The sequence below is a fragment of the Sphingobacterium phlebotomi genome, from assembly GCF_008180195.1.
GTDB classification, from domain to species: Bacteria; Bacteroidota; Bacteroidia; order Sphingobacteriales; family Sphingobacteriaceae; genus Sphingobacterium; species Sphingobacterium phlebotomi.
Genome location: NZ_VTAV01000011.1, coordinates 14972 through 41036, shown reverse-complemented (window position 1 = coordinate 41036; position 26065 = coordinate 14972). Strand labels below are relative to the sequence as shown.

The window sequence follows — 26065 nt, the reverse complement described above, 5'->3', positions numbered from 1 at the left end:
TATTTGGCAGCAATTTTGATTGATCTTTTCGAATAATAAACAAACCATGCTAAAAAACATTTTAAAATCTACCGTTGTATTCGCTGTCCTGGGATTGACGACACAATGCAAGTCTATACAAAATATGGGAAACCACGGCAATCAAATACAAAACGATTCTACATTATATGCTTCCTTAACCGGCGAAGAAAAATATGCGCTTCGCGGTGCTATCCCCCTAAAATTCACGGTTACCAATCCCAGCGATGATACGTTGAAATTCACCCAGTACCATACCCCATTTGAGGGGATGATGAGTAAATTTCTTACCGTTAAAGACAGTGCTGGAAACGAAATTGATTACATAGGGGCGATGACGCGCCGGGTAATGCCGCCACCGGCAGAAACCTATCATACTGTAGCGCCGCACAAAACAAAATCCGTAAGTTTTGATCTGAAAAAAGGGTATAAAATAGAAAAAGCAGGTTCATACACTTTACAATATGAAGGCGGGAATATCAGCGGCGTAGCCAATGGTGAGCCTATCGTCATTACTATTTCAAGAGATTAGGTCAGCACGATTCAACATTAAAATACGGTAATATGAAGAAACTACTCCAGAAACTAACGACGGACAATCAATTTATCATGGAGAATCATCCTACGGATGTCCGCCCAGACATCACGGAAGAAGAAGCTATCCAAGGATTGAAAAAGATCAGAAAACAAATAGCGAAAATCCAAGATGTCATCTACGCCCACAACAGATACGCCGTATTAATCTGTTTTCAGGGCATGGATACTGCCGGAAAAGATTCCCTTATTCGAGAAGTTTTCCAAAAATTCAATGCCCGCGGGGTTGTGGTCCATAGTTTTAAAACACCTACTTCCAAAGAGCTGCAACACGATTACCTGTGGCGCCACGCGGTCGCTCTACCGGAAAAAGGTAAGTTTGGCGTTTTCAACCGTACCCACTACGAAAATGTGTTGGTGACCCGCGTTCATCCAGAATATATCCTTAACGAGAACATCCCTGGCATCGACGCCGTGGAAGATATCCCTAAGGATTTCTGGAAAACCAGGTACGAACAGATTAATGCCTTTGAAAAGCACGTCGTAAAAAACGGAACAATAGTCTTCAAATTCTTCCTCCACCTCAGCAAAGACGAGCAGAAAGACAGGCTACTAAGACGACTAGAAAAAGAAAAGCACAACTGGAAGTTTTCACCAGGCGACCTCAAAGAACGTGCGCTGTGGGATGAGTACATGAACCATTACCAAGAAGCGATACAAAACACCTCCAAGAAGCATGCACCGTGGTATATCATCCCATCAGACAGCAAACCCATCGCAAGGTATTTAGTAGCGAAGATTATATTGGATAAACTCAAAAAGTACAAGGACATCCAATACCCGGAGATGCCACCCGAAATCGAACAGCATAAAGCCGCCTATAAAAGAGAACTGGAAAACAACGGTTGAGAGACACGCAAAACATTAATTTCCAAAACGATAATTCAATGACAATAAGACTTTTCTATTGTCCGGAAAATCCGAATGGAATATTTTCAAGTCGCCATATTCACTCGTTAACTGCGGGTTAGCATTCCTAAGCAGACCATTTACAGCCAACTTGACCATCCCACGTTCACCAAACACTTTCTTCTCTGCCGCTAAATCCATACCATATCTTTGATCCGTGCGTGTTGGCCCAGTCGTCACGCCAGAACGATAATATAATGAAATTTCGGAGCGAAATCCATATTTAAATTGTAGGGTGTGGCGGCTATTTGCCGTCCAGCTCGATCCTTTGGCATCTAAGTTCACGTTGCCGATCTCCCCAGAATAGTCGTTATAAAAAGCATTGGCGTAGTGGCTCGCCGTCCACCAAGAATTCAATGTTTGATTATACATCACACTCGCACTGTAATTCAGATAACGTCCTATATTTTCGGGTCTGGATAAGTTTTCGCCTACTTGGTCTCCCTGACGAATAATCCAATTGATAATATCCCGGCCATAAGAAACACCCAACGTGGTAAACACTTTATTTTTGAATCCATGCCCTATTTCGGTGATGTAGCTCTTCTCCGGTTTTAAGTCTGGATTTCCTTCGTGGTAACTATAGGCATCCTCGTAGATGCGAAACACATTGATATCATGATCACCCGGCCGCTCTATCCGACTACTAAATGACGTCCTTAACGTATTATTGTCATTCAGGTTATATAGTAAAGACCCACTGGGGAACAAATCAAAATAGCGTTGATCATTTTTCTTGTCCAGCGTCACCTGGTTAGCCTTTATAAACGTGTACTCACCACGCAAACCAGCTTGATATTCTAATTTTTTATATTTTCCCGAATAAATGGCATACATTGCCTCGATATGTTGCGTATACTGGAAACGGTTAGAAGTTGCCACATCCTGTATCCAGTTTCCATTATCCAGTACCGTATTGACCACATCATTATTGATAAAAAAGTATGTCCCTTTCCAGCCAAGTTCAATTTTACTTGCATCAGCAAGCGGCCTGCTATAATCAAGCCTTCCGGCATAGGTAGTATTGCTCAGATCTTGCACATTGGTACGCCCTGTAGAGGTTTTAGTATCATTTTGAAGATTAAAAACATCCGTTACGAAACGATTATTATAATCATTACCATGCGGAGCAAAATCAAAATTGAATTTCAAGAAGTGATCTTCGCCCTCATATCTATTCGAATAATTCACATTAAACGTCCAATTTTTAAAAGACTCATCAAAATGATTATTACTCATTGCGCGTTCGGAATATACATCACCCGGAAAACGCCATGTATCCATATCGATCGTTGCATATGGTTTATAACTACCTTCCATCCAATGGACACTTCCATCCAATATCCCTCCGTCCGCGAATTCATACTTTGCACCCGCGCGCACGCTATGAAACGTCGCATCATCTAAAATTTTTCTTTCATTTTGCCGTTGGAAGGACAATAAATCACCTTGGTCATAAAAACTTCTTTCGGTCAGGTTGTGGCTGTTTGTGCGGTTATAGCTTTTATTCCCTTGCGCATACAGGTCTAAACCATTGACTTTATAATGTAAGCCACCGCCAAAGCCACCCTCAAATTCTCTCCCTTGAGCGGCACGTAAGGATACATCCCCGCCGAAACCTACTTTGGCATTACGCTTGGTCACAATATTAATAATACCCGCCGTACCCGATGCGTCTTCACGAGCGGAAGGATTGCTCATCAGCTCCAATTTTGAAACTTCAGATGCTTGTAATCCACGCAATATACTAGCTAGCTGTTCTCCCGACACATACATATCACGACCATCTATGCGCACATTCGCTCCAGCACGTCCTTGAATAGAAAAATTACCTTTACCATCCGAAACCAGTCCCGGTGTTTTCTCCAGTAATTCCAACACATTATTTCCCTCTGCCAAAACACTTCCCTCTACATCGACCACCATCTTATCTGCGTATTGCCGGACACTCGCCTGTTTTCCAAAGACTTCTACAGCCTCTATTATTTCCTCTTTCTGCGCATACAGCACCATCACAGAACACGAAAACAGTATGCATAGTATTATTGATTTCATTGTAATAATCTCCTATTTTTTTTCTTACCCCATTTACGATTGTACCAAATGATAAAGCCTGTAATGGGCAACGAACCCGCAATAAATGTTAGGAAAAAGGCGAGCACTTTTGTCGGAGCCCCCCAAATAGACCCCACATGAATATCGTAATTAAGCCTTCGAAATTTCTCCCCCGCACTTAACTCATAATAGTCTTTATTAAACAGCGAAATACTGTTAGGGAGAAATTCGCCTGTGTACTGATCGAAAGAATAGTAGCGGTTATTAAATTGTCGGTCCATATCGTTGCGGATGTATACCGAAATTGTCGCCTCCTTCCTAACCGTATCCGGATACGAGATCGTCAGGTAATGCGGATCTTTATATTGCGTCAGGATAGTCTGAATCTCCCTGTCAAAGGCCCGCGGAAACTTTGCTAAATGAGAAATTTTCGTCGTGTCCGAGCTCACCGACGTACGTTCAGGTAAACTTGTCCCCCAGTTTGTCGACCAATACAAGGCCCTGTTCACCCAATCAATACCGTAATACATGCCCGTCACCGCTAATAAAAGAACCAACAAAAAAGAATAAAATCCAACAACATTATGGAGATCAAGATTTACCCGTTTCCAACCCGCTTTCCATTTTATTTTAAAACTTTTTGCTCGTGTTGACTTCGTCCATTTCCTAGGATACCACCAAACCAAGCCCGTGATTAAGGTGATACAGAAAATCAAAGTGGCATAGTTGACAATCGGACGACCAATATCCCTAGGAAGCCATAGAAACCGATGACCGCTAAGTGCCCATGCAAAAAAGCTATTCAGTTTTTTCCGTAATTGCGCTTCATCCGAAGTATCCTCTACTTGCAGACCCAAATACTCACCCGTATAGGGATGCAATAAATTAACTTCCGGTTTTGCCCTTTTGGTGCTGTCGCTAGGCTTTACATTCACTGTAAAAGAAACAGGGTGATCCCTTGTATACGTAATCCCGCGTACGAAATCATCCGGATAAAGGGAGTCTGCAATAGAGATAATTTTTGATGGAGAAATTAACGATTGACTTGAAGCCAGAATATACTGCCTCTCTTTCTTCGGAATCATCAGATCGATAATCTCGTAATTGAATACCCATAGACATGCTGTCAAACAAACTATAAACACAATAATGCCCGAAATCAGTCCCAGCCAAAGATGCAGCCAATTATTGACCAAACGAAATATCGATAAATTTCTCTTTTTCTCTCTTGCAGACATCCTAAATCTATTTCACCTCAAAGCTCATGGAAGTCGCACGGCTGTATTCTTCAAATTCTTTCCCCTCAACCTTTTCCCTTTTCGATGCCTCCGCAAAATATTTCCCTTTCCATTCCGGTGTAAATCTAGCCACCCCCTGATCATCGGTTTCTACCCATCTTATCCATCCGCTTGGCGCGATAATTTGTAAAAATGAATGGGGAGCCGGTTTTCCTTTTTGATATAATGTCAATGAAACTTCCTTGTTCTTTTTGTACGAAGCTTGGTCTGCATAAACAAATAACTCGTTATTGATATTTGATACCGCATTTCCTATTGTAGCATTTCCTACATGAATGGTAGCAACAGCATTGATTTGATATTGTATTTTAGCCCGCTCTTTACGCTCTGTATCTCTGTGCAAGGACACATGGTATACACCCTCTTGATCTGGAACAAATGTGGCTAACAGGTGATCCGATTGCACCGTTGTCGTCAAAGATTCTTTGCTGCCATCTGGTTTTATCAACGTCAATGTTACTTGCATTCCTTCTTTATACCACCACCACTTCGAGATTTCTTCATGTTCATCAGGCTCTCCATAAATTACTTTTACGGCATGAGATTTGCCTTTAGCACCCTTCAATGCAGTCTCTAAAAATACAGCGTGAGCCGAAGCAGACAATACCACAAAAAATGTGAGTACAGATAATATTAGTTTTTTCATAAAATGATTTTATTTTAATTTATTTACGTGATAAACATGCGTAATACCACCATCGATTTCGGCACCGCGTCTCACGGCATTCGTTGCCGGATCATATTCATAGATATACCATTTAGAAGCATCCGTTTTAAAGACATCATATAGCTTACCATTCTCCATCAAATTCATGGTCGTTTTTGGCTCGGCACCCCCAGTCAGAATTCTTAAATCGGCAGTTACTTTTTTATTAGCCGGGTCAACAACAAAAGGACTGATATAAGCTTTGCCGTTGCCTAGCTTTTGGATCGTAGAAGATGAAGTATTTTTGAAGATATTGTAATCTTTCAAATCAAAGAAATAGTCTTTATCAATCTCCGTTTCTCCCGCTTTGATACGTACTAGACCGTACGTCTCCGGGCCTATTTTCTTTGTTAAGAAGTATAAATCGTTGTTGTCATCTAAGAATGTGGTGTTATTCACTTCCCAGTGTCCTGCTACTACCCCCCCTCTTGGATCTTTCAATAGTTTTCCATTCGCCATTGATGGGTAATCACAAACATAAACCAATGTCGAATCCAATATATCTTTATTGCCTGTCCCGTCCGATCCTCTGTATTTGTGTCCAACAAACAATTTGTCTCCTCGAACTGTAAAACTAGTAGGCACCATATAAGGGGCAATGTAAGGCGTGTTATCTGGCGTAAGTGGTGTATAATCTAAAAACGGAATATCTACAGTCAACGTGTTATTCAGTTTCATCGTGTTGACATCCATAAAATAAATGGGTTGCTCCAGTACATTTTTAGTCTCATTATAAGTTCCGGCAGTTTTTGTCATAACCAATTCATCCTTAGAGGTGATCTCACTTAATACTTTCCCTAAATAAAATGCACTCGAAAAAGCATAGTTATTCGTTTCTTTCATCGTTGCATTATCTTGAATTTCAAGTTGGCTGAAACGCGTGCCATCGTTAGATACGTAGAATTTCCCTTGATAGTTGTAGGCATACACCCCATACCAAGCTGCTGGTAAGTAGCCTGAGATATCGATTCCTTTATTTCCGGCGGGTGTCAACAACGTATCCTTCATCAAATCATCTGTGGTCAAAATATATGATCCTGCAGCTGAGGTGACCCATACAGAATATTCGGTGCTGATTTTTTCCGTCGTGTCAGGTTCATTAGGGCTATCTTTACAAGATGCTAGTAATACCGCCCCTAGTGCGCAGTAAGTTAAAATACGATTACGTTTCATTTTTATTATTATCTATTTGTGTTAAAAATTACATTAATGATACCCGGAGTTTGACGTAAAAAGCTCTACCCGGCTTTTGTAAACGAAAATTATCATAGGCCCTCTCGTTCGTTAGGTTTCGGACCTCGCCTGATACATTATATTTATTGCGATGCCAAGAATAGCTCAGCATAATCGAGTGCACATTTTGGCTTGGAATATGATTTTTCGATGCCAATGAGCCTAAGTGCGCGTCACTCAAATAATACCAATATGTATAATGCGTAGTCCATGATAATTGCGTCCGACTGCCTTTTTCAAGCCAGTCATTTTGCGCTAGTCCAATTTCTAGATTTCCATATATCCAAGGTCTGTTCGGTATTTGATAGCCATACGTCAAACTCACTTCTTGATTCGTGTCGTCTGTGTATTTTTTATTATCCAGTGCTTTATCATAACTCGCGTTGACCGTCGCGGTAATCACATCTTTATACCCATAACGGATTTCGGTATCGGCTCCATACAGCTTTACCCCAGGTATATTGTAGGCTTGAAATTTTGATTGTCCATTATCCGTAACGATACGCGTATTGATATAATCTTTCGCTAACCGATAAAAACCGGAAATATCGAAATTGAGAAAGTGATTATCGTTCAAAAAAGTATTATAATAAAACCCACCATTTACATTGTCACTTCTTTCCGGTTTCAAATCCCAATTTGCGATTTGATTCTGGCCATCGCCATACAATGCATTCATGGTAGGCATATTGTATGCCCTCTCTGCGGAGAATTTTGCTCCTCCATCTTTAAAAATTCGGTATCGAGATGCCAAACTATACCCTTGGAAATTTAAATATTTAGCATAGGAGACTATTGCCCCACTTAAAAGCTGCTGATCCGTATCGAATACGCGCTCATCAACTTCTTTATAGGTATCCAGACCGTAATATTTGATGGCAATATTATTAACCAAACGTTTATTAAACCATTGATTTTGCCAGGACAACCCTACTATATGACGTGTCATACGGCTTGGTAGCCCAGACGTATTATAATTTAATATCCGATCATAAGTCTGACGGTCATTTGTATTGACATTATAATTAAGATTCAAGCTATGGTTACGTTCTTCGTCAAAATCATAATTGAAGTTAGATCTCGCCAGAAAGTTAGTCGTGTTTTGCTCTTCGTGCTGTAGCGGGTTAGTGTTTGATGGGTTTTGATTTGCAACCCAGGACCCACTCCAATCGTAGTTGTAAAGTGCCGTATCGCGAATAGTGGCTACATCATAGCTCACACTTGCATAGATATCCGCAAATAAACGGTCCATTAAAAAATTTTGCTTTTTATAACTGATTGTTGGCATCACGTACTGTGATTCTCTCCAATCGCCGCCATTTACCGAACTTATTGTTGCCCCCAATTGATTTTGCTTATTATTTGCCGAATAAGTTACCCCCACAAAAAACTGGTCAGCCCAACTTTTATCTCTCAACCCGACCTCTATTTGTCCCATAGCCGAGTAATATCGATCTCTAAATCTTTTGACTTCATCGATCGGGACAAATCTGTTATCAACTGTCTTTTCGTATACTACACCATACTTTGGTTCACTATACATGGTGTAATTATTATCTGAATAATTATAAAATGCATTCGTTCGCACGGATAATTTATTTTTGGGGTTAGTATACATACCTACCAGAGCTGCCTGATGTGTATTGAATGAACCGTGGCTATAGCTCAGGTCCAGATAATGTCTTGATCGCTGTTTTGTAATAATGTTCACTGCGCCCCCTAACGCATCAGAGCCCAAGAACGCAGGCACAACACCTTTATAAATCTCTATCCGATCAACCAAGTTAACAGGAATATTATTCAACGACATGGACGACCCAAAATTGTCCATCGGCACACCATCTATATATATCTTGGCATCCAAACCGTTGATACGAAATACAAAATTTGACCCCAAACCGCCATCTTCCCGAAATGTGACACCTGGCGCTGTGCGCAATATTTGGTTGATATTTGCCGTTTTGTTTGCATGTACGTTCATATCAATCACGCTCACATTAAATCCTGATCGTTTTATTTCAGCAACTTTTCGTTCATTATCGCTTTTGGCGACACCCGATACCATCACTTCCTGTATAGCATTGCGATCCTCCTTGAGTTGAAAGTCTTGCGTGTATTTCCCGTTTAATGAACGTTGCTCGGAAGCATAGCCAACGGCCGTAACTTGGAGGATTGCCTGCTCTGATACATTTTCAGAAATCAGTTTATAATAGCCATCAACATCGGACGACGTCGCGATATTTTGATGTGGAATAGAGACCGTAGCACCTTCAATAGGGTTTCCAAAATTGTCTTTGACAAATCCCGAAACGGCATTCTTATTGGATGTCTGCGCTTGGCCAAGAACGACTAAAATTATGAATAGTACAAAAGTATATGTTGATTTCAACCCTTTATTTAGATTAAGTATATATAATAGAGTAGCATATACTTCACTTTACCGAAGGTGTATTGTCAACTATTTTAACAAAGACGATCTAAACAACTGACTACGAGATTTATAAATTTGCGATAAAGTAATATCAAAGCGTATTACTTTAGATAATCCAAGCGGACGGTATAACTGGTTGTATTAGGAAGCTTGATTCCTTTAGAAACTTCTTTTGTCTGTAGGTTGTATTTCCACACCCGATGTTCATCATTCGAATCATCGATAGCGGCGTAGATATAGTTATCATCACTCCAGACGTTCTCTTTCTGCGTGCCCTTATCTAAGGGAAAATGAATTTTTTCGATCACACCAGTTTTTAAATCTACCAATCTATACTCAAACTGGTATACCGAATGAAAATTAGAAAAATCAGTGTATAATTGTTTTTGTTCGTTACGGATGACCGCTTTCCCATCACTAACGTACCAAATTCCATAAGCATGGTTTCCTATAGATTCAGAGATGTTAATCATATACGTTGGATCAACGAGATGTTGACCTTTCTTTTTTCTAAAAATAGCCGTAGGTAATTTGACATTATTTCCCAGCGCTATACCGGGGTTTGTCATAAAATAATAATCACCTTTTTTATCTTTGAAACTATACGATTGTATAATATTGAATCCCCCCGGATAGGTAGAACGGGTTTCCTTTTGGATATTTTTAAGCTGAAAACTGTCGTAATTTATTGTCGCGTAATAGGTCGTATCCGATGTCGTATGTCCGTACTTTCCTTTGGATTTGAAAAACGAATACGCTAGCCATAGATCGCCTTTAGCGAAATCTACAAGACCAACATGCAAAGCCCAAAACTCATCCGTAGCATTAGGTAGTATAATCGTATCTTCTCGTACGATCGTCATCTCTTTCACATTGATTTGGTAGACTCGGGCCTGGCTTTTTCTTTCCGCTATATCTTCTCTACTGACCGCCAGTAAATTTTCCTCATCTTTCCAGCTTACAGTTTCAAAGTTCGGATTACGCAATTGTAAACTGTCTAGAAGTATCAGCGAAGAACCCTGCAATTGGTATCTCGTAAAGACACTGGTTTGATTGGATAAGCGATAAAAAAAGCCATTCTTTTGGATGTACTCCCGCTCTCGTATTCGGGAGGTAGACAAGGGAATCTGTACGGAAGCGCTTTCTTCTTCTTCCAGACTCTCGACCAGCAAAAAACTAGTCGGGCTTTCATCTTTGTTGAACAAACAAAGAACGAAGTTTGAATCTATATTTTTTTCAGCGGTTTGATTACAAGAATAAAGAAAAGTCGAAATGAAATACAACAAAAATATCAGTCTTCTCATCCTACGCTATTAAATGCTGCGAAATTGCTCTTTGATTTTAATTTGCATATTAGATGGCAAAAAAGCTAAATCACTTTTTTGAAAGACCACAATTTTGCCAAAATCAGGTGAATCAGAAATAAAGTATTCTCTACCTGCTTTAAAAATCAATGTGTTATGATCGGCATCCAACAACGTAAAATTTCGTTTTGGTTTGATGATAAAATCACCCGAAAAAATCAATTTATTATTAACCAGATCAATACTTGCATTGCTATTTCCGCTCAACAAAACATCGTAATGATCTTCTGTAAAAAACTTCGTTTGATCGAATGATTCATTTGCAAAATACCGCGAATCAAGTGTTTCGTATTTAAAATACAAAAAAGAAATACCGCAGAGAAAAACAATCGAAGCCGCTGCTGCAACAGCTAGCCAACCTATTCTTTTGGTCTTAGCCGTATCTATCGACACATTGTTCCACATGGTTTGACCAACTTCTTCTGCTACCGTTCTGTTGTCGTCAATACTATCCCACGAATCATTGTCCAACCACTTTTCAACCAATAACTTCTCATCCTCCGAGCATTGTCCCGCAGTATATTTAAGGAGCATATCTTGATTGATTTCCATTTTTGTAGTATGTTATTATCAAAATTACAAAAAACAAATTAATACTAATTGGTTTTCACCATATTTAGGCTTTTGCTCAGTTTTAATTTAATGACAGCGAGCGCTTTGCTGATATGATACTCGACAGCTCTTTCCGTAATAAGCAAATTATTGGCGATTTCTTTATTCGTCAATCCTTCCTCGCGGCTCATCTTAAATACATTTTTACATTGATTAGGTAGCGACTCCACCACCGTATTCAATTGATTGTATAATTCCTTGTAGTGAAAATTGTCTTCTTCGTAATAAGGCGTTTTATTTTGCAATATAACCTGGTGATGTCGTCGTCTATTACCCTTGTTTCTCAGAAATTCCAAGGTCTTTAATTTGACGGAACGCAATAGATACCGCTCCGCATCCTGCAATTCTAAGTCTCTTCTTCTTTCCCAAAGTGACTTAAAAACATCTTGCACTATTTCTTTGGCATCCTCTTCTTCTAATACAGTTTTCGCAGCAAATGAGAACATTCGTTTCCAATACAACTGGAACAGCACTTCAAACTGCTTTTTATCAATCTGCATGATATGTGTAGACGTTTTCAAAACGCACAAATATAGTATTATTTAGAATCATTACAAACAAATAGAACATTAACTAATTATTATACGTCATGTTCAGGTTATGCTTGCCTATATAAGCTTTGTCCAATGCTTTCCACATCTTTTCTATTATCACAACGCCTCGCGATATCCATATACTCCTATTTGTAAACCGGAAGAATACAGTGGTATATTCCCTCCATATGATCCGCGAGCTAGCGGATCATGATGGTCATAATATGAAAACCATTAACATTCACTGCTTCATTTCATAAACAATTATTTTCGTTAACAATAGCTACCTTTACTTTCTAATACTGCCTCATCGGAAAACGATGCTTGACAGGTTATGAACAAATATATATATATATTTCCTACTAGCGCCTTATGAAGACATCAAAGAAAGAAAAAACAAATACCTACGCTAAAAACGATGACAAGGGGCTATTATTGAGATTGCGTGCAGGAGATCAAATTGCATTTGAAGAAATTTACCACAAGTACAAGGATCGAATAGCGACGAAACTTTTTAGTGTGCTCAAATTAGACGATCTGGTAGCAGATGCATTACAAGAATTATTTTTTAAAGTATGGGAAAAAAGACAAACTATCGATCCCGATCAAAATATTGGCGGATATTTATATCGCATTGCTACTCACTTGGCACTTGATCATTTCCGAAAATTGGCACGTGAACAGCGTGCCAATGCAGCTATTACATTTACTCCCCAAGAGGATGACCTGCAGCTATATCAAGAAAAGTTTGACAAAGAACTTTTCCAATTGATTGACCAATTGCCTGAGCAGCGCAAAAGAGTTTTTATGATGTGTAAGTTCGAGAACAAAAGTTATGAAGAGGTTGCTGGGATATTGCATATATCCACAAACGCCGTCAAAGACCATGTTGTAAAAGCCAATAAATTCCTAAAAAAGAACTACCGAAGAATATTTCCATGGGTTGGTTATATTATTGCGCTCCATGCATTGAAAGACTTTCTATAATTTTTTTTTCGTCTGGAGCTACCCGAATTATCTACCCGCGCGTATTCTTGTAAACCTGATCGCGATGGTATATTTAATTAAATAATTCAATTTGGCAACAGACACTAATATAAACGAGTTACTAGAACGGTATTTCCACGATAACCATACCCCCGAAGAGTACGCGCAATTGCTGGCGTATTTTGGAGAAAAGTCATATACTAAGGAAGCACAGGAATTACTGTATAAAGCCATGATATCCGACGAACTTACTACCGAGGTTTCCGAGGATAGGTTAGAATACGTAACGGAGGGCGCACTTCTGGTGTTGCAACAACGTATAAAACCAGTGAAAGCGACCTTGATCCGGCGTCTACTGCCCTATGTTGCCGCCGCGGTACTCATTTTGCTTGGCGGGTGGCTCTACTTTTATATAAATACGAATAATTTACCTAATAACCATATGCACGCTTCCATTTCAAATCCTACCGAACCAGGCAAAGAAAGTGCAACACTTACGCTGTCCAACGGACAGAAAATCCACCTAACGAATATTTCCAATGGAAATGTAGCTATAGAATCTGGTGTTATTATCACAAAAAGTGCGGATGGCCAACTGATTTATGAATCTGGAAGAGATGTTTCCGATATTGGAGGTATAAATACCCTTACGACCAACAATGGCGAGACCTATACGATCGTCTTACCCGATGGTTCAAAAGTCTGGCTTAATGCCGCTTCGAGATTAACCTATTCTTCTGGGCTAGATAAACAACTTATTCGGAAAGTCCAGCTTCACGGAGAGGCATATTTTGAAGTTGCAAAAGACAAAGAGCATCCTTTTATTGTACAAGTTGCTGACCAGGAAATCGAAGTTCTGGGCACCCATTTTAATGTAAACGCCTATTCTGATGAGCCCAGAACAAGCACCACGCTGATAGAGGGATCTGTGAAGATCACTTCAGGTGGTGAAAATAAAATTATTAAACCTGGAGAACAAGCATATACGAAAAATGGGCGTATGCATGTGCATAAAGTAGATATAGAGTCGGTAAAGGACTGGAAGGAAGGAGAGTTTTATTTTGATAATGTTGATCTCAAAGTTGCTATGCGAAAAATTTCAAGATGGTATAATATACATATCGAATATGACGACTCTATATCGGATGGAATGCTGGTCGGCGGATGGATATCACGCAATACACGCTTGACTGACGTGCTCGAACTCATTGAATCGTCTGGGTTAGTACACCTAAAACTAACCGGACAAACCATATACGTTTCGCGATAGCCGGGACATCAAAAGAAAGGAAAATATGACATAGACAACGAAAAAGACGTCAACATTACGCATGCTCATAGTGGTGATCACTTCGATCCATACCGCGAATAGTACGTTTAAATAGAATAAATGAAACCAAAGAGAGTATAAAAATAATATTGATAAAGACAAATAGCTTTACCCGCTATTGTGAGATTACTAAACTAACAATGCGATTAACCCTTATTATATTAATAACCACATTGCTACAAGTCAGGGCAACTGCTTTAGCGCAGCATATCACTATCCATAAAAAGGATGTTACGTTGAAATACGCCTTAAAGGAAGTTCGTAGGCAAAGTGGCTTTAATCTTTTCTATGACGGAAAGATTATCACAGACAAACAGAAAATCGATGTTGATATAGATCATGTCACAATCAATCAGGCACTCGAAGTCATTCTGCGGAATACCGGCCTGAAATATGAGATGAAAGGAAGCAACATTGCAATCACAAAAAGTCAAACGCGGCCATCAAAACCAATAATTTTAGGTGAAATGGCGCAAATAGTGATTACAGGCTTGGTATTGGATGAAAGCCGGAAACCGCTTGTGGATGCAACCGTACAAGTCAAACATGGCGAAAAAGTAACAAAAACGAATGCGGACGGGCGCTTTTATTTAAACGATATCCGTGATGGAGAAACACTGGTGATTTCATTTGTAGGCTATGGTAATAGAGAAATCAGTGCAGCCAAGGATCTGGGGGCTATTCAACTTATGCCACTGGACAAAACCGTGGATGAGGTGCAGGTCATAGGCTATGGATCTGAATCTAAACGATTCAGTGTAGGCGCTGTCAGCAGTGTTTCAGCCGAGACGATTGAAAGACAACCCGTGACTAACCCACTGTCAGCTTTACAGGGACAAGTGGCTGGATTGGCCGTTACGTCGTCCAACGGTGTGCCCGGATCAACAGTTATGTTACAGGTGCGTGGGCAAAACACCTTAGGTACCACGCTTCAAGCAAAACCGTATGATCAACCGCTGTTTATCATTGATGGTGTTCCATTCGCTCCCCAAAATGTAAACATTAACCTACTGAATAATCTGGCAACCGCACAATCGTATAATGGCGGAATAAGCCAGCCTACCGGACTTAGCCCGTTTAATAGTATTAATCCAAAAGATATAGAAAGCATCAGCATTTTGAAAGATGCCGCCGCAACGTCCATCTACGGTTCGCAGGGAGCCAACGGCGTCGTCCTCATCACGACCAAGAAAGGACAAGCCGGTGAAACAAAATTAGACGTTAGTGTTAATACACAGTTTAACTCGGCGGCCAAGCCTGTAAGATTTCTAAATACACAACAATATTTGCAGCTCCGAAGAGAAGCTTATACTGCCGACGGTTTATCCCCATCGGATGATCCGGGTGATTACAATGGGTTCGCACCAGATCTCATGCTATATGACCAGGATAAATATACCGATTGGGCAGCGATCATTGCGGGAAAGATGACAAATAATACAGATGTACACGCTACGCTATCTGGTGGTAGCCCGTCTACAACCTTTCTGATCTCAGGTGGCTACACACAGTCGAACTACAACTATCCCGGCAATTTTTCTGATAAGCGCATGACGTTTCATTCCGCGCTGAACAATACATCGTCAGATCAACGCTTTAAGTTAGGTCTGGTAGCAGATTACGGATATGACCGAAATACATCTGCTCGCTACGGCGGGGCGCAGAGCATGGTATTGCCGCCAAATCTCCCTGATTTGATCGATGATTCAGGAGCGCTCGTATGGAATTACAAAGGGATTCCCCTAAATGTGGATAATTTCTATGGTTCGTTGATGCGACCAGTCTATCTACAAAACTATAATTTCAATGGTTCTCTCCACCTGTCCTACATCTTACTGCCAGGACTGACCCTAGGTACAAATGCCGGGTATAGCCGAAACAACTCTATTGAGCGGTCCGAAAATCCGGCCCGTTCGCAAGATCCCACTTTTGCAGAAGCTAGTGCCGCCTTCGGTGATAACGTCAACCAATCGATTAACATAGAACCGCAATTGAATTACGAGTTTTATACTGGCAAAGGCGAGTGGACCGCCTTAGTAGGGGGTACATACAGAAAAATGTCCAATGATGCCTATCAAGTAGAAGGATATGGATACGCTAATGACAATTTTCTCGGCTCTATCATAGGTGCTTCCACCACCTACCCGTCTGAACGCAAAAACCTCTTTAAATATATAGCCGGTTTTGCACGCCTCAAATATATACATGACCATAAATACATTTTAGAGGTGTCAGGTCGTCGCGACGGCTCCAGCAATTTTGGCCCAGGACGTCAATTTGGTAATTTTGGATCCGCCGGGGGCGGATGGATATTCTCAGAAGAGGCTGCAATCAAAAAGAATCTCCCCCTCCTGTCTTACGGCAAGCTGTCTGCAAGCTATGGAACCACCGGGGGCGATGCTTCAAAGGCCTATTCTTACCAAGCGCTATATCAAAATATATCCGGTGTTCTTCCATTTCAAAATGTTCGTCCAACTTATGCGTACAACCTTTATAATCCAAACTTTAGCTGGTCCACCAAGCGGTCATTAAATGTTGCTATGGATATCGGTCTATATGGAAATGCATTGAATTTGAATGCCACCTATTATCGCAATCGACAAGGTGATCAACTAGTCGATATGCCTTTGCCCGCACAGACAGGATTTCCAGTTGTATTTGGCAATTTAGATGCGCTCGTCCAAAATCAAGGATGGGAATTTACTATAGAATCCACCAATGTCAAGAAAGAAAATTTTTCTTGGAATTCTACATTTAATATCACATTCAACAGGAACAAACTACTTGATTTTCCTGACTTAGCCTCTTCTTCCTATGCGAGCAAATACATTATAGGACAACCAACATCCATTATTATGGGGTATCGATATAAAGGGGTAAATCCTGAAACTGGTTTGTATGAGTTTTATGATAAAGATGGAAATGCTACCCATACCCCTAAAGCAGGTAACGCGAATACTGGTGGAGATCAGGTACCCATCGGGCATATGGATGTGAAATACATGGGTGGATTGGCCAATAATTTGTCGTATAAAAATTGGGGGTTATTTATATTCTGTCAATTTTCGAGCAGCTATTCCCCGAACTATCTCGCTGCCCTATACAGTACAGATTATCCAGGAGGCCCCACGAATCAGCCTTCCGAAATACTAGGCCGTTATTGGAAAAATCCTGGCGACCACTCTCTCCTCCAACGATTGGGAAGCAGCTACGCCTCGGGGTCATTGTACACGATTCCTCCGTTTACGCAATCGGAAGCAGTATATGGCGATAATACGTATCTACGTATAAAGACTGTTTCGCTTTCCTATACGTTTCCTGAAAAACTTCTTCAGAAGATCGGTGTTAGCACAGGAAATATTTACATGAACGGCCAAAATTTGTTGACTTTCACAAACTATAAGGTAGGAGATCCAGAGCAGCCAGGTACATTTACCGCACTTCCTTTACAGCGTATCGTTGCTTTGGGTGTAAATCTTAAATTTTAAAAATTAATCATCATGACGATAGTCAATTTTAAAAAAAATATACTCCGGATAGTATTTGCAATGTTAACCCTTTGCCAATTGTTTTCCTGTGAAAAACTGATTGAATTGGATGGAAATCCACCGACATATATCACCAATCAACAACTATTTGCTGATAGTGCAACAGTTATGTCGGCCGTTGCTGGAGTCTACTCGTATAGCCAAAGTAGAGGGTTCGGCTTTAGTGATGCCAACCTCACTATTGCAACAGGACTCTCTTCTGACGAACTTTCTGTCGTCGATAACAATTCCTATTTTGCGCAATTTTATAGCTACACGCTCACCCCATGGAGTAGTGGTATTATAGGGCTATGGAACTATCCATATCAAGCAATCTACCGGGTTAATGATATACTTGAAGGTGTCACGGGCAATCCCCGTATTTCCGAATCGCTTGCTAAACAAATCACTGGAGAAATGAAAGTCGTCAGAGCATTATATTATTTTTACTTAGTGAACCAATTTGGCGGCGTACCCTTGGTTACCTCCACGGATTTTGAGCACAATGCCAAACTACCTAGAAGCTCCGTAGAGACTATCTATACATATATTCGCACAGACTTACAGGATGCGGTCAATAATCTTTCGGCCGATTACCCCTCCGCTGGAAGGGTGAGGCCCAATCGCTACACGGCTAAAGCACTGTTATCCAAAGTCAATTTATATCTTGGCGATTGGCAAATGGCCTACGATGAAGCGGATGACATTATTGGCAGCCCCTTATACGGTTTTGCAGATGTCCCCCTCCGGGCTGTTTTTCTAGAAGAAAGCGAAGAAGCGATTTGGCAACTACCAGTCAAGACATCGTATAGACAAACCGATGAAGCCCAAACATTTATACCCAATACTGGAGCTGTACCTCGCTATTTAGTGACCTCATTTTTGTTAGATCAATTTGAAAACGGAGACCAGCGTCTTTTGGAATGGATTGGTGAGACAACCGTAAACGATACGCAGTATCGGTATCCCAATAAGTACAAAAATAAATCCGCATCCGAAGTACCGACGGAGAATTATATGATATTTAGGCTTGGTGAAATTATATTGACACGTGCTGAAGCAGCAGCTCATCTCAATAACATGGATCAAGCTATAAAAGATGTCAATGTTGTTCGTAAACGGGCAGGTTTATTAGAAATACAGATGGATCAGAGATCGCAAGAGGATGTGCTCAATGCAGTAATGAAAGAAAGACAAACAGAACTATGTTTCGAATGGGGGAACCGATGGTTTGATCTCAAACGAAATGTGACGGACGCTTCCTCTGCATCTACTGTACTTCATACACACAAATCCGGCTATAAGCCTACTTCAAACCTCTACCCTATCCCGCAGGCACAACGCGATTTAAATAATCGATTAGAACAAAATGAGGGTTATAATTAGCAATACACACATAATTTGATACACATGAAAAAAACAAAACTATTAGGCGTCGGCATCACGTTAATACTGTTTATGATACAGTTTACATCTTATAGTCAGAACACAGTCCTCAAGGGCCAACTTAAAGGTCTGTCAGACGGTGAGGTGACACTGTATTATAATAACAAAAGCCAATCCATAACCGATACGGTAAAAGCTGTCGATGATCATTTTGAATGGAAAAGTAATTTAGATGAACCTGTCCGTGTTTCGTTAAATGCCGGCAAAGAGCATTTCTTTTTCTTTGCAGAGCCTGGTCAACTCACGCTTGTTGGTATAAAGGATTCCCTCAGCACCTATAATCTTAAGGGATCATTAATGCAAGAACACGAAGATTTATATAGAGCATCAACACGTAATTTGATGCAGGAATGGGATTCTTTGTATAAGAAAATTGATTCGGTATCCGATGAAGAAAAGGCCGTCATCGAACGGCGACGCGTGGAGATCAGTCAGCAGTTCATCGTGAAAGCACACGAATTTATTATCTCGTATCCCACAAGCCCTTATAGTTTGTATCTGATAAATCTGGAAAACGAGTATGCCGTAATTAAACGACTTTATGCTCAAATTGATCCATCGGCAAAAAATACGTCAGCAGGTAAATCAATAGCGCTCCGGCTTGAAAAAATGTCAAGACGGCAGATCGGCAGTCTATTAGAGAATTTCACCCAACCGGACACCGCCGGAAATCCAGTAGATTTCCAGCAATTTAAAGGGCAATATGTCCTAGTCGATTTTTGGGCAAGTTGGTGCATGCCGTGCCGTGCCGAGAACCCTAACGTCGTAAAAGCCTACCAGAAATTTAAAGATAAGGGTTTTACGGTATTGGGCATTTCACTCGATGAGAAAGCATCCAATTGGAAAAAGGCAATTAAGGATGATGACCTGCCCTGGACACAATTGTCTGACTTAAAAGGTTGGAAAAGCGACTTGGTTAACAGACTTGGCATCGAATTTATACCTAGTAATGTGCTGGTTGATCCCGAAGGAAAAATAGTCGCCACGGATCTGCGAGGTGAAATGCTTGAAGAGCAATTGAAGGAACTCTTCGAGTAAGGCTTGCAGTAGTCGGGTATACAATAGATGCAACCATAGAAACGTTGTCGCATTTCTCGTATGCTTTCAAAAAGCAATTTTTTGCCCGTTAGGAGTTGCACTAGTTAAACAACTTACGAAACGCCAACGGTGTCTGCTCCGTTTTTGCTTTAAACAGCTTACTGAAAGATTGCGGATGTTCAAAGCCCAATCCATAAGCGATTTCACTGATAGACAGGTTTGTTGTGCTCAGTTGTTCTTTGGCATAATCTATGAGCTTGTTCTGAATATGCTGTTGCGTGGTCTGTTGCGTATGCAATCGCAACAGCGTTCCTAAATAGTTGGGAGAAATGTTCAGTTGTTCCGCTATGAGCGTGACTGTTGGCATACCGTTTTCCAGCACATTGTCTTTTTGAAAAAGGTCAGAAAGTACGCTTTCAAAACGGTCCAGCAATTCGTAACTTGATTTTTTTCGGGTTAAAAACTGGCGCTCATAAAAACGTTCAGCATAAATCAGCAACAATTCCAGTTGTGCTACAATGAGTTCTTGGCTGAATTTGTCTATATTCGACTGGTATTCCTGCTCCATTTTCAACAAGATATCTACCATGATTTTCTCTTCCTTATCCGAGAGAAAAAGTGCCTCGTTTACCGAATACCGGAAGAAGTCAAAGGATTTTATCTTTTTTGCCAAGGGCGTGTTCCAAAGAAAATCAGGGTGAATGAGCAAAAGCCAGCCTGTAGGTTCTACCACAGCATCCGGGTCGATTTCTATTTTCAGAAACTGAAGTGGCGCAATAAATGTCAATACGCCCGAATCAAAATCATATGGCTGCTGTCCGTAATTGAACTTGGCATTGACATTCCGCTTTAACCCCACCGAATAAAAATCCTGAATCCATTTCATCTGGTTATCGTTGACCGGATAAACAACCTTACTGTAATCGATCAAGCTGATCAACGGATGTTCGGGATTCGGCAAACTGCAAAACTTGTGAAATTCTGCAATAGAATTAAAGCGGAATGTGTTTTCCATGATGACTAATTTACTTATTTTCTTTATATAATATCATCCCGGCGTGGTACAAAATACCGTCCTTAAATTCGCCATCTGCCGTAAAACCCGTATCGTCTTTATAATCAATATTATTTCCCGTCACTTTGTAGCTGCCTTGATAGGCACTTTTACGATCCCCACGAGCTTCATCGTAACGATTCCCAGGCAATAATTCGTGGCGGATATTTCCGTCAGCGGTCACCCACATGCCGATGTAATCTCGCGTTTCTTCCATAGTTTTTGACATCCTATTTATATTATCAGTCATCAAATTTGTTAATTCGTAAGTATCCAAAAATGCAGTACAGTGTATTATTTTTCCGTTTTTCAACTGCATCTTCCATAAGTACGTATTTTCATAGATAGCGTCACTTGTGGTAGTCGCACTTGCCTTAAAGTGAAGCCATACATTATCACCATCCGTTGTAAGACTCATCAGATCAGGCTTTAATGGAGTTTTCAGTTTGGCGGTAATCGGCTGGACAGCACGTTCTAAAAAATCAGCTTTCCCGTTATACTTTCCCGAAACCGGGGATTTGCCACTAACAATCCATACAGCGTCTTCCGCCAGCAACTCAAAAAAGCTTGCCTCATTATTTTTCCATCTGTCAAAATGCATATAAACGATTTCGATCGCCTCCTCCATTTCGGCATTTACGGGTTCATGTGCTTTGGACGAACAACATACACTTCCCACCGCCATAAGCACGATTAGAAGCCGGTGGACAGCGTGTAGCTTTTCCATTGTTCGATATCTTTATTTAGCAAATCCGCCTTATTTTTCGCCATGTCGTAGGCATCGGTACCCAATAATAAATGAACTGGTGGGTTATCTTCTTTACTGATAGCGATCAATACATCTGCCGCTTTTTCCGGATCGTTCGGCTGATTGCCGCTGATACTATTCAGGTGTGCTGTTTCGGACTGACGGGCAGCTTCATACTCCTGAATCGGCAAGACCGGTGTTTTTACAGAACCGTTCGCCAGAAAATCCGTGCGGAAATACCCGGGATAAACAACCGTCGCGCTCACCCCAAATGCTTTTACCTCTTCCGCCAACGCTTCGGTAAAACCCGCAACCGAAAATTTGGTCGCACAGTAAATACCCCACCCAGCAAAGCCGCCAAAAAGACCACCTACCGATGAAATATTGAAAATAGCACCTGATTTCTGCTGACGTAAATACGGCATCACATTTCTGATCACGTTCAAAGAGCCAAATACATTGACATCAAAATTTTCTCTAGCCTCTTCGTCACTCAGCTCTTCTAATGTGCCTATCTGTCCGTAGCCCGCATTGTTTACCACCACATCAATCTTGCCGAAATGCGCCATGCTTTTTTCAACCGCGGCTTTTACCTCGTGATCATCCGTTAAGTTTACTTCGATAGGAAGAAAGACCTCCGATGTATTTCCAACCTCTTCGATAAGCGATTTAGCGCTCCGTGATGTAGCCACGACGCAATAGTTTTCTTGTAGGAGCTTCTTCACCAATGTAAGTCCCAGACCTTTTGAGGCTCCGGTAACCAACCAAACTTTTTTTGTTTCCATTTTCTTAATCGTTATTACGTTAAAACAATGTAACAAAGTTGGTTGTATTCCAATTGTTGGACGTAGCTAAATCAATGATTGACGTAGTCAAATCGTGGATTTAGCTCGTTGCAGACTATTCATACTTGATTTCGGTCTGTAACAGCTACGATTTGGGACCTGGATAGAAAGTATGGCAGTTGGAAATTATGGATAATTAGTTACCAAATTTCACGTTCAGGTTATGTTTCTCTGCATAAGCTTTACCCAATTCCAATACTTCGAGATACAGGTTTTCAAATCCTTCACCATATTTTTCTTCGACAGCAAGCGCTAACTGTTCAATGACTTCAACATCTTCCTTTTTATCGCAACGCACTGCAATATCCATATATTCCTTTTTATAAACCGGAAGAACATAGTGGTAAAGTGCTAGGGATTTTCCTTTGATAGCTCCCGCGTCAGCATCTGGCGGCGTCATATCTTCTATGCGGCCGATCGTCTGCTCCACATAGGCAATTTTTGCTTCGACAATTTGTTGCGCTTGATTGTTCTGCTGTTGGTCGGCTGGCATGCCTTTATGCGCAACCATTGTAGAGGTCAAGGTTCTCGTAAAAGACGCTTGTGCAAAGTCGTGTAAAATATTCGTATTCAATACGGTGCGCTGAAAAAACTTGTCCGCGCTTGGCCTATTGCAAGCTGATATTACAGCGATCATGCTGATAAAGAGCGTAAAAATTACAGTATTTGCTTTCATACTATTTATATCGTTTCCGTTTAATTCACAACAAAACTATGATTATTTTGTTGGCTTCTATTCTTCTTTATGATACCATGAGCCGATTAATGCGATTAATCGGCTCATGTACTTGATGACATTGGTTATTTCATTAAGTAGTTTATAGCACCCCCATCTACCAACAATTCCGTTCCGGTCACAAAACTTGCATGAGGAGAAGCTAAGAACAAAACAGCGTTCGCAATCTCATCCGGGTTGCCCAATCTTTGCAAAGCCGTGCTGGACGCCAAGAAATCTTTGGCTTCAACCGTTGCAACACCGTCAAGACCTTCGGTTTGCGTTGGGCCAGGGCTTACAATGTTGACCCTTATTTTTCTTGATGCCAATTCGTTTGCTGCAATCTGGGCAACTTTGTTTACCGCACCTTTGGTTGCCGAATACACACTTGTATTTAAGCTCGAAGCTGTTGCTACCGTAGATGAAGTAAATATCACCGATGAGCCGTCAGCCAAATGCGGAATTAGCTTTTGTAGCGTAAAGAACGATCCCTTTACGTTCGTATTAAACTGCCTGTCAAAATCAGCTTCTGTCGTCTGTTCAATCGGCGAAAATGAAGCGATCCCTGCATTTAGAAAAAGAACGTCTACCTTACCTCCATTTTCAATTACCGCCTGTTCCAGAACCGAGATACCGGTAAGATTGGACGTGTCCGAAACCACCGTTTTTAATCTCGAACTATTAATTTCTGCTGCTGCTTTTTGCAGATTGTCTGCTTTTCTGCCGGTTATGAACACATTAGCCCCTGCGTCTATAAAAGCTTTTGCCGTAGCAAACCCTATGCCTGTGGTACCTCCCGTAATAATTACATTTTTGTCTGTGAAATTCATTTTAAAATTATTTTATGTTTAACGAGACAAAGGTATACTACGTAAGTTATTTTAAGTAACTTTGTATCCAAAAGTAATAGTAACACCGGTGTAACAAGGTAACAATGGAATGTAAAAAAACTAATTTCGGACAAGAACATAAAAAAGAAATGCGCGCTGTTCAAGATTCTATGGACGTGTTGAGCGGAAAATGGAAAATCCCTATTATTTCGTCCATCTGCTACTACAATAAAAGGCGTTTTTCGGATATTTTGAATGATATTGATGGCATATCCAACCGAATGCTGAGCAAGGAATTAAAGGAGCTAGAAATCAACCAATTGATCAAGAGGACTGTTTTAGAAACCCAGCCTATAACCGTTGAGTATCAGCTTACAGACCATGGTCTCACACTGAGAACCATCATCAATAACCTTACCGACTGGGGAATCGACCATCGTAAAGTGATCGTGGGGAAATCGCTATAATTAAAAGGTCATTTATTTATCACACATGAAACAATATCGTTTAAGCCTCCTCTGCTATCTCACCCTGCTCGTTGGTGTTGCACAAGCACAGACCCCTGCAAACCACCATGTAGGCCACTACGGAAATAGCGATGGCGTATGCCTTTTTGAAGATGGAAAATTTCTGCTTTACGGTTATGCCACGGCCATATTTGGCCGCTATACCATGCAAGATAACAAAATCCAGTTTTATCCCGACAGACGCGATCAATTTGAAGCATACGGCACTAGAAATCCGGAAATCGAAGCGAACCAGTCCCGCTTTCAGCTTATGGGATTTGAAGAGGGAGATACTTTTGTCCAGTTCGATCAAGATTCCACTTTCCGTGTCTTCAATACGGATGCGAATTGCTTCAGCTATCCCTATACCACCACACGTACACAACCTACAAAAGATATTGCCTTGCTTCTTCAATCCGAAGAAGCTGAAAGCTTTCAAACATTCTATTTTACCAACAGCACCGGATACAATGATGTTGTACTCGTATACAATAAAGTAGATGAACTATACGATGATTTTGTCGGACAGCTAGAAGGCAATGTGCTTAAGCTCTCGAACATTGGCGGAGCAGATGGCTATACGAAACAAGAAGAAGACCGCGAATGGGAAGATATCTTAGAATGGAAAATACAATACGAAGAGATGATCGTTGCGCTCGACAGCTCCTACACGGATGAACAAACACAGGTTACCTACCCTAAAATAAAGGGGCAAAAAGCTGGAGAACAAGCAAGTTTTGACAAACCACTTGCCCATTCCCCTGTTTTCCAAGTAGCCTGCGAAGGTTCGTTAGAATTACCCTCCTCAAATACAGAAAATGCCTACTATGAAGAAGCACCTTTTGCTGTCGATAAACCCGACGGTTTCTATTGGGTTAAGGAATTGAATCGGGAAATTTATGCAGAGACCCGTCTAGAAGATCTAGCTGTTATCACCGCAGTCGATATTCAATCAGCCAAATACGAGATTACGCCGCAAGGTCAGCCCGTTATCTCTATTAACTTAACCGAAGAAGGGAAAGCGAAGATTGCCAGTTTTACCGCAGCGCATATCAATCAGCACATGGCAGTCGTCGTCCAAAAAATGGTGTTGTCAATACCCCGCATCACGGAGCCAATTTCGACCGGGAACCTGCAAATTGCAGGCAACTTCACCGTGGAGGAAGCGCAGACTATCGCTAGGCGATTGAATGGTGTAAAATAGAACAGCATATTTCATTATCCAACACCAGAATATGATAGGCTCTGATCGATAGTATAAATAATCACTTCATATATCGCTGTTA

General features: G+C 40.8%; 22 protein-coding genes. 9 read left to right on the top strand and 13 right to left on the bottom strand.

Annotated elements, in window-relative coordinates; translation table 11 throughout:
- Positions 1 to 46 precede the first annotated feature (46 nt).
- Entirely contained in the window at positions 47 to 550 is a 504-nt protein-coding gene (locus tag FXV77_RS14685) for a hypothetical protein (protein WP_148919989.1), read from the top strand.
- 32 nt (positions 551 to 582) lie between these two features.
- Positions 583 to 1461, top strand: a complete 879-nt coding sequence (locus FXV77_RS14680) for a PPK2 family polyphosphate kinase (RefSeq protein WP_148919988.1) — start codon at positions 583 to 585, stop codon at positions 1459 to 1461.
- Between the two features lie 15 nt (positions 1462 to 1476).
- Here FXV77_RS14680 and FXV77_RS14675 read toward each other — a convergent pair whose 3' ends face one another.
- From FXV77_RS14675 to FXV77_RS14640, 8 genes are all read right to left on the bottom strand, one after another.
- A complete protein-coding gene (locus tag FXV77_RS14675) occupies positions 1477 to 3576 on the bottom strand; it encodes an outer membrane beta-barrel family protein (protein ID WP_148919987.1) in 2100 nt (699 codons plus the stop codon).
- Positions 3573 to 4814, bottom strand: a complete 1242-nt coding sequence (locus tag FXV77_RS14670; protein ID WP_148919986.1) for a PepSY-associated TM helix domain-containing protein — start codon at positions 4812 to 4814, stop codon at positions 3573 to 3575. Before FXV77_RS14670 ends, FXV77_RS14675 begins: the two co-directional genes overlap by 4 nt.
- Positions 4815 to 4821: 7 nt before the next feature.
- Positions 4822 to 5520, bottom strand: coding sequence for a DUF4198 domain-containing protein (locus tag FXV77_RS14665; RefSeq protein WP_148919985.1), 699 nt, complete (start codon positions 5518 to 5520; stop codon positions 4822 to 4824).
- A 9-nt stretch (positions 5521 to 5529) separates the two neighbouring features.
- Positions 5530 to 6753, bottom strand: coding sequence for a hypothetical protein (locus tag FXV77_RS14660; protein ID WP_148919984.1), 1224 nt, complete (start codon positions 6751 to 6753; stop codon positions 5530 to 5532).
- A 28-nt stretch (positions 6754 to 6781) separates the two neighbouring features.
- On the bottom strand, positions 6782 to 9202 hold the full coding sequence (locus FXV77_RS14655) for a TonB-dependent receptor (RefSeq protein ID WP_148919983.1): 2421 nt from the start codon (positions 9200 to 9202) through the stop codon (positions 6782 to 6784).
- A 143-nt stretch (positions 9203 to 9345) separates the two neighbouring features.
- On the bottom strand, positions 9346 to 10548 hold the full coding sequence (locus FXV77_RS14650; RefSeq protein WP_222867801.1) for a hypothetical protein: 1203 nt from the start codon (positions 10546 to 10548) through the stop codon (positions 9346 to 9348).
- A 9-nt stretch (positions 10549 to 10557) separates the two neighbouring features.
- A complete protein-coding gene (locus FXV77_RS14645; protein ID WP_148919981.1) occupies positions 10558 to 11160 on the bottom strand; it encodes a hypothetical protein in 603 nt (200 codons plus the stop codon).
- A 44-nt stretch (positions 11161 to 11204) separates the two neighbouring features.
- Positions 11205 to 11720, bottom strand: coding sequence for an RNA polymerase sigma-70 factor (locus tag FXV77_RS14640; protein ID WP_148919980.1), 516 nt, complete (start codon positions 11718 to 11720; stop codon positions 11205 to 11207).
- Between the two features lie 405 nt (positions 11721 to 12125).
- Here FXV77_RS14640 and FXV77_RS14635 point away from each other — a divergent pair, with 405 nt between their 5' ends.
- The 5 genes from FXV77_RS14635 to FXV77_RS14615 all read left to right on the top strand — a co-directional run bounded on the left by FXV77_RS14635 (position 12126) and on the right by FXV77_RS14615 (position 20081).
- On the top strand, positions 12126 to 12740 hold the full coding sequence (locus tag FXV77_RS14635) for an RNA polymerase sigma factor (RefSeq protein ID WP_148919979.1): 615 nt from the start codon (positions 12126 to 12128) through the stop codon (positions 12738 to 12740).
- 91 nt (positions 12741 to 12831) lie between these two features.
- Positions 12832 to 14010, top strand: a complete 1179-nt coding sequence (locus FXV77_RS14630; protein WP_148919978.1) for a FecR family protein — start codon at positions 12832 to 12834, stop codon at positions 14008 to 14010.
- A gap of 200 nt (positions 14011 to 14210) precedes the next feature.
- The gene (locus tag FXV77_RS14625) at positions 14211 to 17558 is read left to right on the top strand and encodes a SusC/RagA family TonB-linked outer membrane protein (RefSeq protein ID WP_148919977.1); all 3348 of its coding nucleotides are present in this window, start codon (positions 14211 to 14213) and stop codon (positions 17556 to 17558) included.
- 12 nt (positions 17559 to 17570) lie between these two features.
- Entirely contained in the window at positions 17571 to 18983 is a 1413-nt protein-coding gene (locus FXV77_RS14620; RefSeq protein ID WP_148919976.1) for a RagB/SusD family nutrient uptake outer membrane protein, read from the top strand.
- A gap of 24 nt (positions 18984 to 19007) precedes the next feature.
- Positions 19008 to 20081, top strand: a complete 1074-nt coding sequence (locus FXV77_RS14615) for a TlpA disulfide reductase family protein (protein WP_148919975.1) — start codon at positions 19008 to 19010, stop codon at positions 20079 to 20081.
- A 100-nt stretch (positions 20082 to 20181) separates the two neighbouring features.
- Here FXV77_RS14615 and FXV77_RS14610 read toward each other — a convergent pair whose 3' ends face one another.
- From FXV77_RS14610 to FXV77_RS14590, 5 genes are all read right to left on the bottom strand, one after another.
- Positions 20182 to 21096: a helix-turn-helix domain-containing protein gene (locus FXV77_RS14610; RefSeq protein ID WP_148919974.1), complete on the bottom strand. Its 915-nt coding sequence runs from the start codon at positions 21094 to 21096 to the stop codon at positions 20182 to 20184.
- Between the two features lie 10 nt (positions 21097 to 21106).
- Complete coding sequence (locus tag FXV77_RS22470) at positions 21107 to 21862, bottom strand: Atu4866 domain-containing protein (protein ID WP_246162479.1); 756 nt, start codon at positions 21860 to 21862, stop codon at positions 21107 to 21109.
- The gene (locus FXV77_RS14600; protein WP_148919973.1) at positions 21829 to 22668 is read right to left on the bottom strand and encodes an SDR family NAD(P)-dependent oxidoreductase; all 840 of its coding nucleotides are present in this window, start codon (positions 22666 to 22668) and stop codon (positions 21829 to 21831) included. Before FXV77_RS14600 ends, FXV77_RS22470 begins: the two co-directional genes overlap by 34 nt.
- 196 nt (positions 22669 to 22864) lie before the next feature.
- Positions 22865 to 23404, bottom strand: coding sequence for a hypothetical protein (locus FXV77_RS14595; protein ID WP_148919972.1), 540 nt, complete (start codon positions 23402 to 23404; stop codon positions 22865 to 22867).
- Between the two features lie 125 nt (positions 23405 to 23529).
- Positions 23530 to 24273 (bottom strand): SDR family NAD(P)-dependent oxidoreductase, encoded by a 744-nt coding sequence (locus tag FXV77_RS14590; RefSeq protein ID WP_148919971.1) that lies wholly within the window; start codon positions 24271 to 24273, stop codon positions 23530 to 23532.
- 104 nt (positions 24274 to 24377) lie between these two features.
- Here FXV77_RS14590 and FXV77_RS14585 point away from each other — a divergent pair, with 104 nt between their 5' ends.
- Positions 24378 to 24740: a winged helix-turn-helix transcriptional regulator gene (locus FXV77_RS14585; protein ID WP_148919970.1), complete on the top strand. Its 363-nt coding sequence runs from the start codon at positions 24378 to 24380 to the stop codon at positions 24738 to 24740.
- A 25-nt stretch (positions 24741 to 24765) separates the two neighbouring features.
- A complete protein-coding gene (locus FXV77_RS14580; RefSeq protein WP_148919969.1) occupies positions 24766 to 25983 on the top strand; it encodes a SecDF P1 head subdomain-containing protein in 1218 nt (405 codons plus the stop codon).
- The last annotated feature ends 82 nt before the right edge of the window (positions 25984 to 26065 follow it).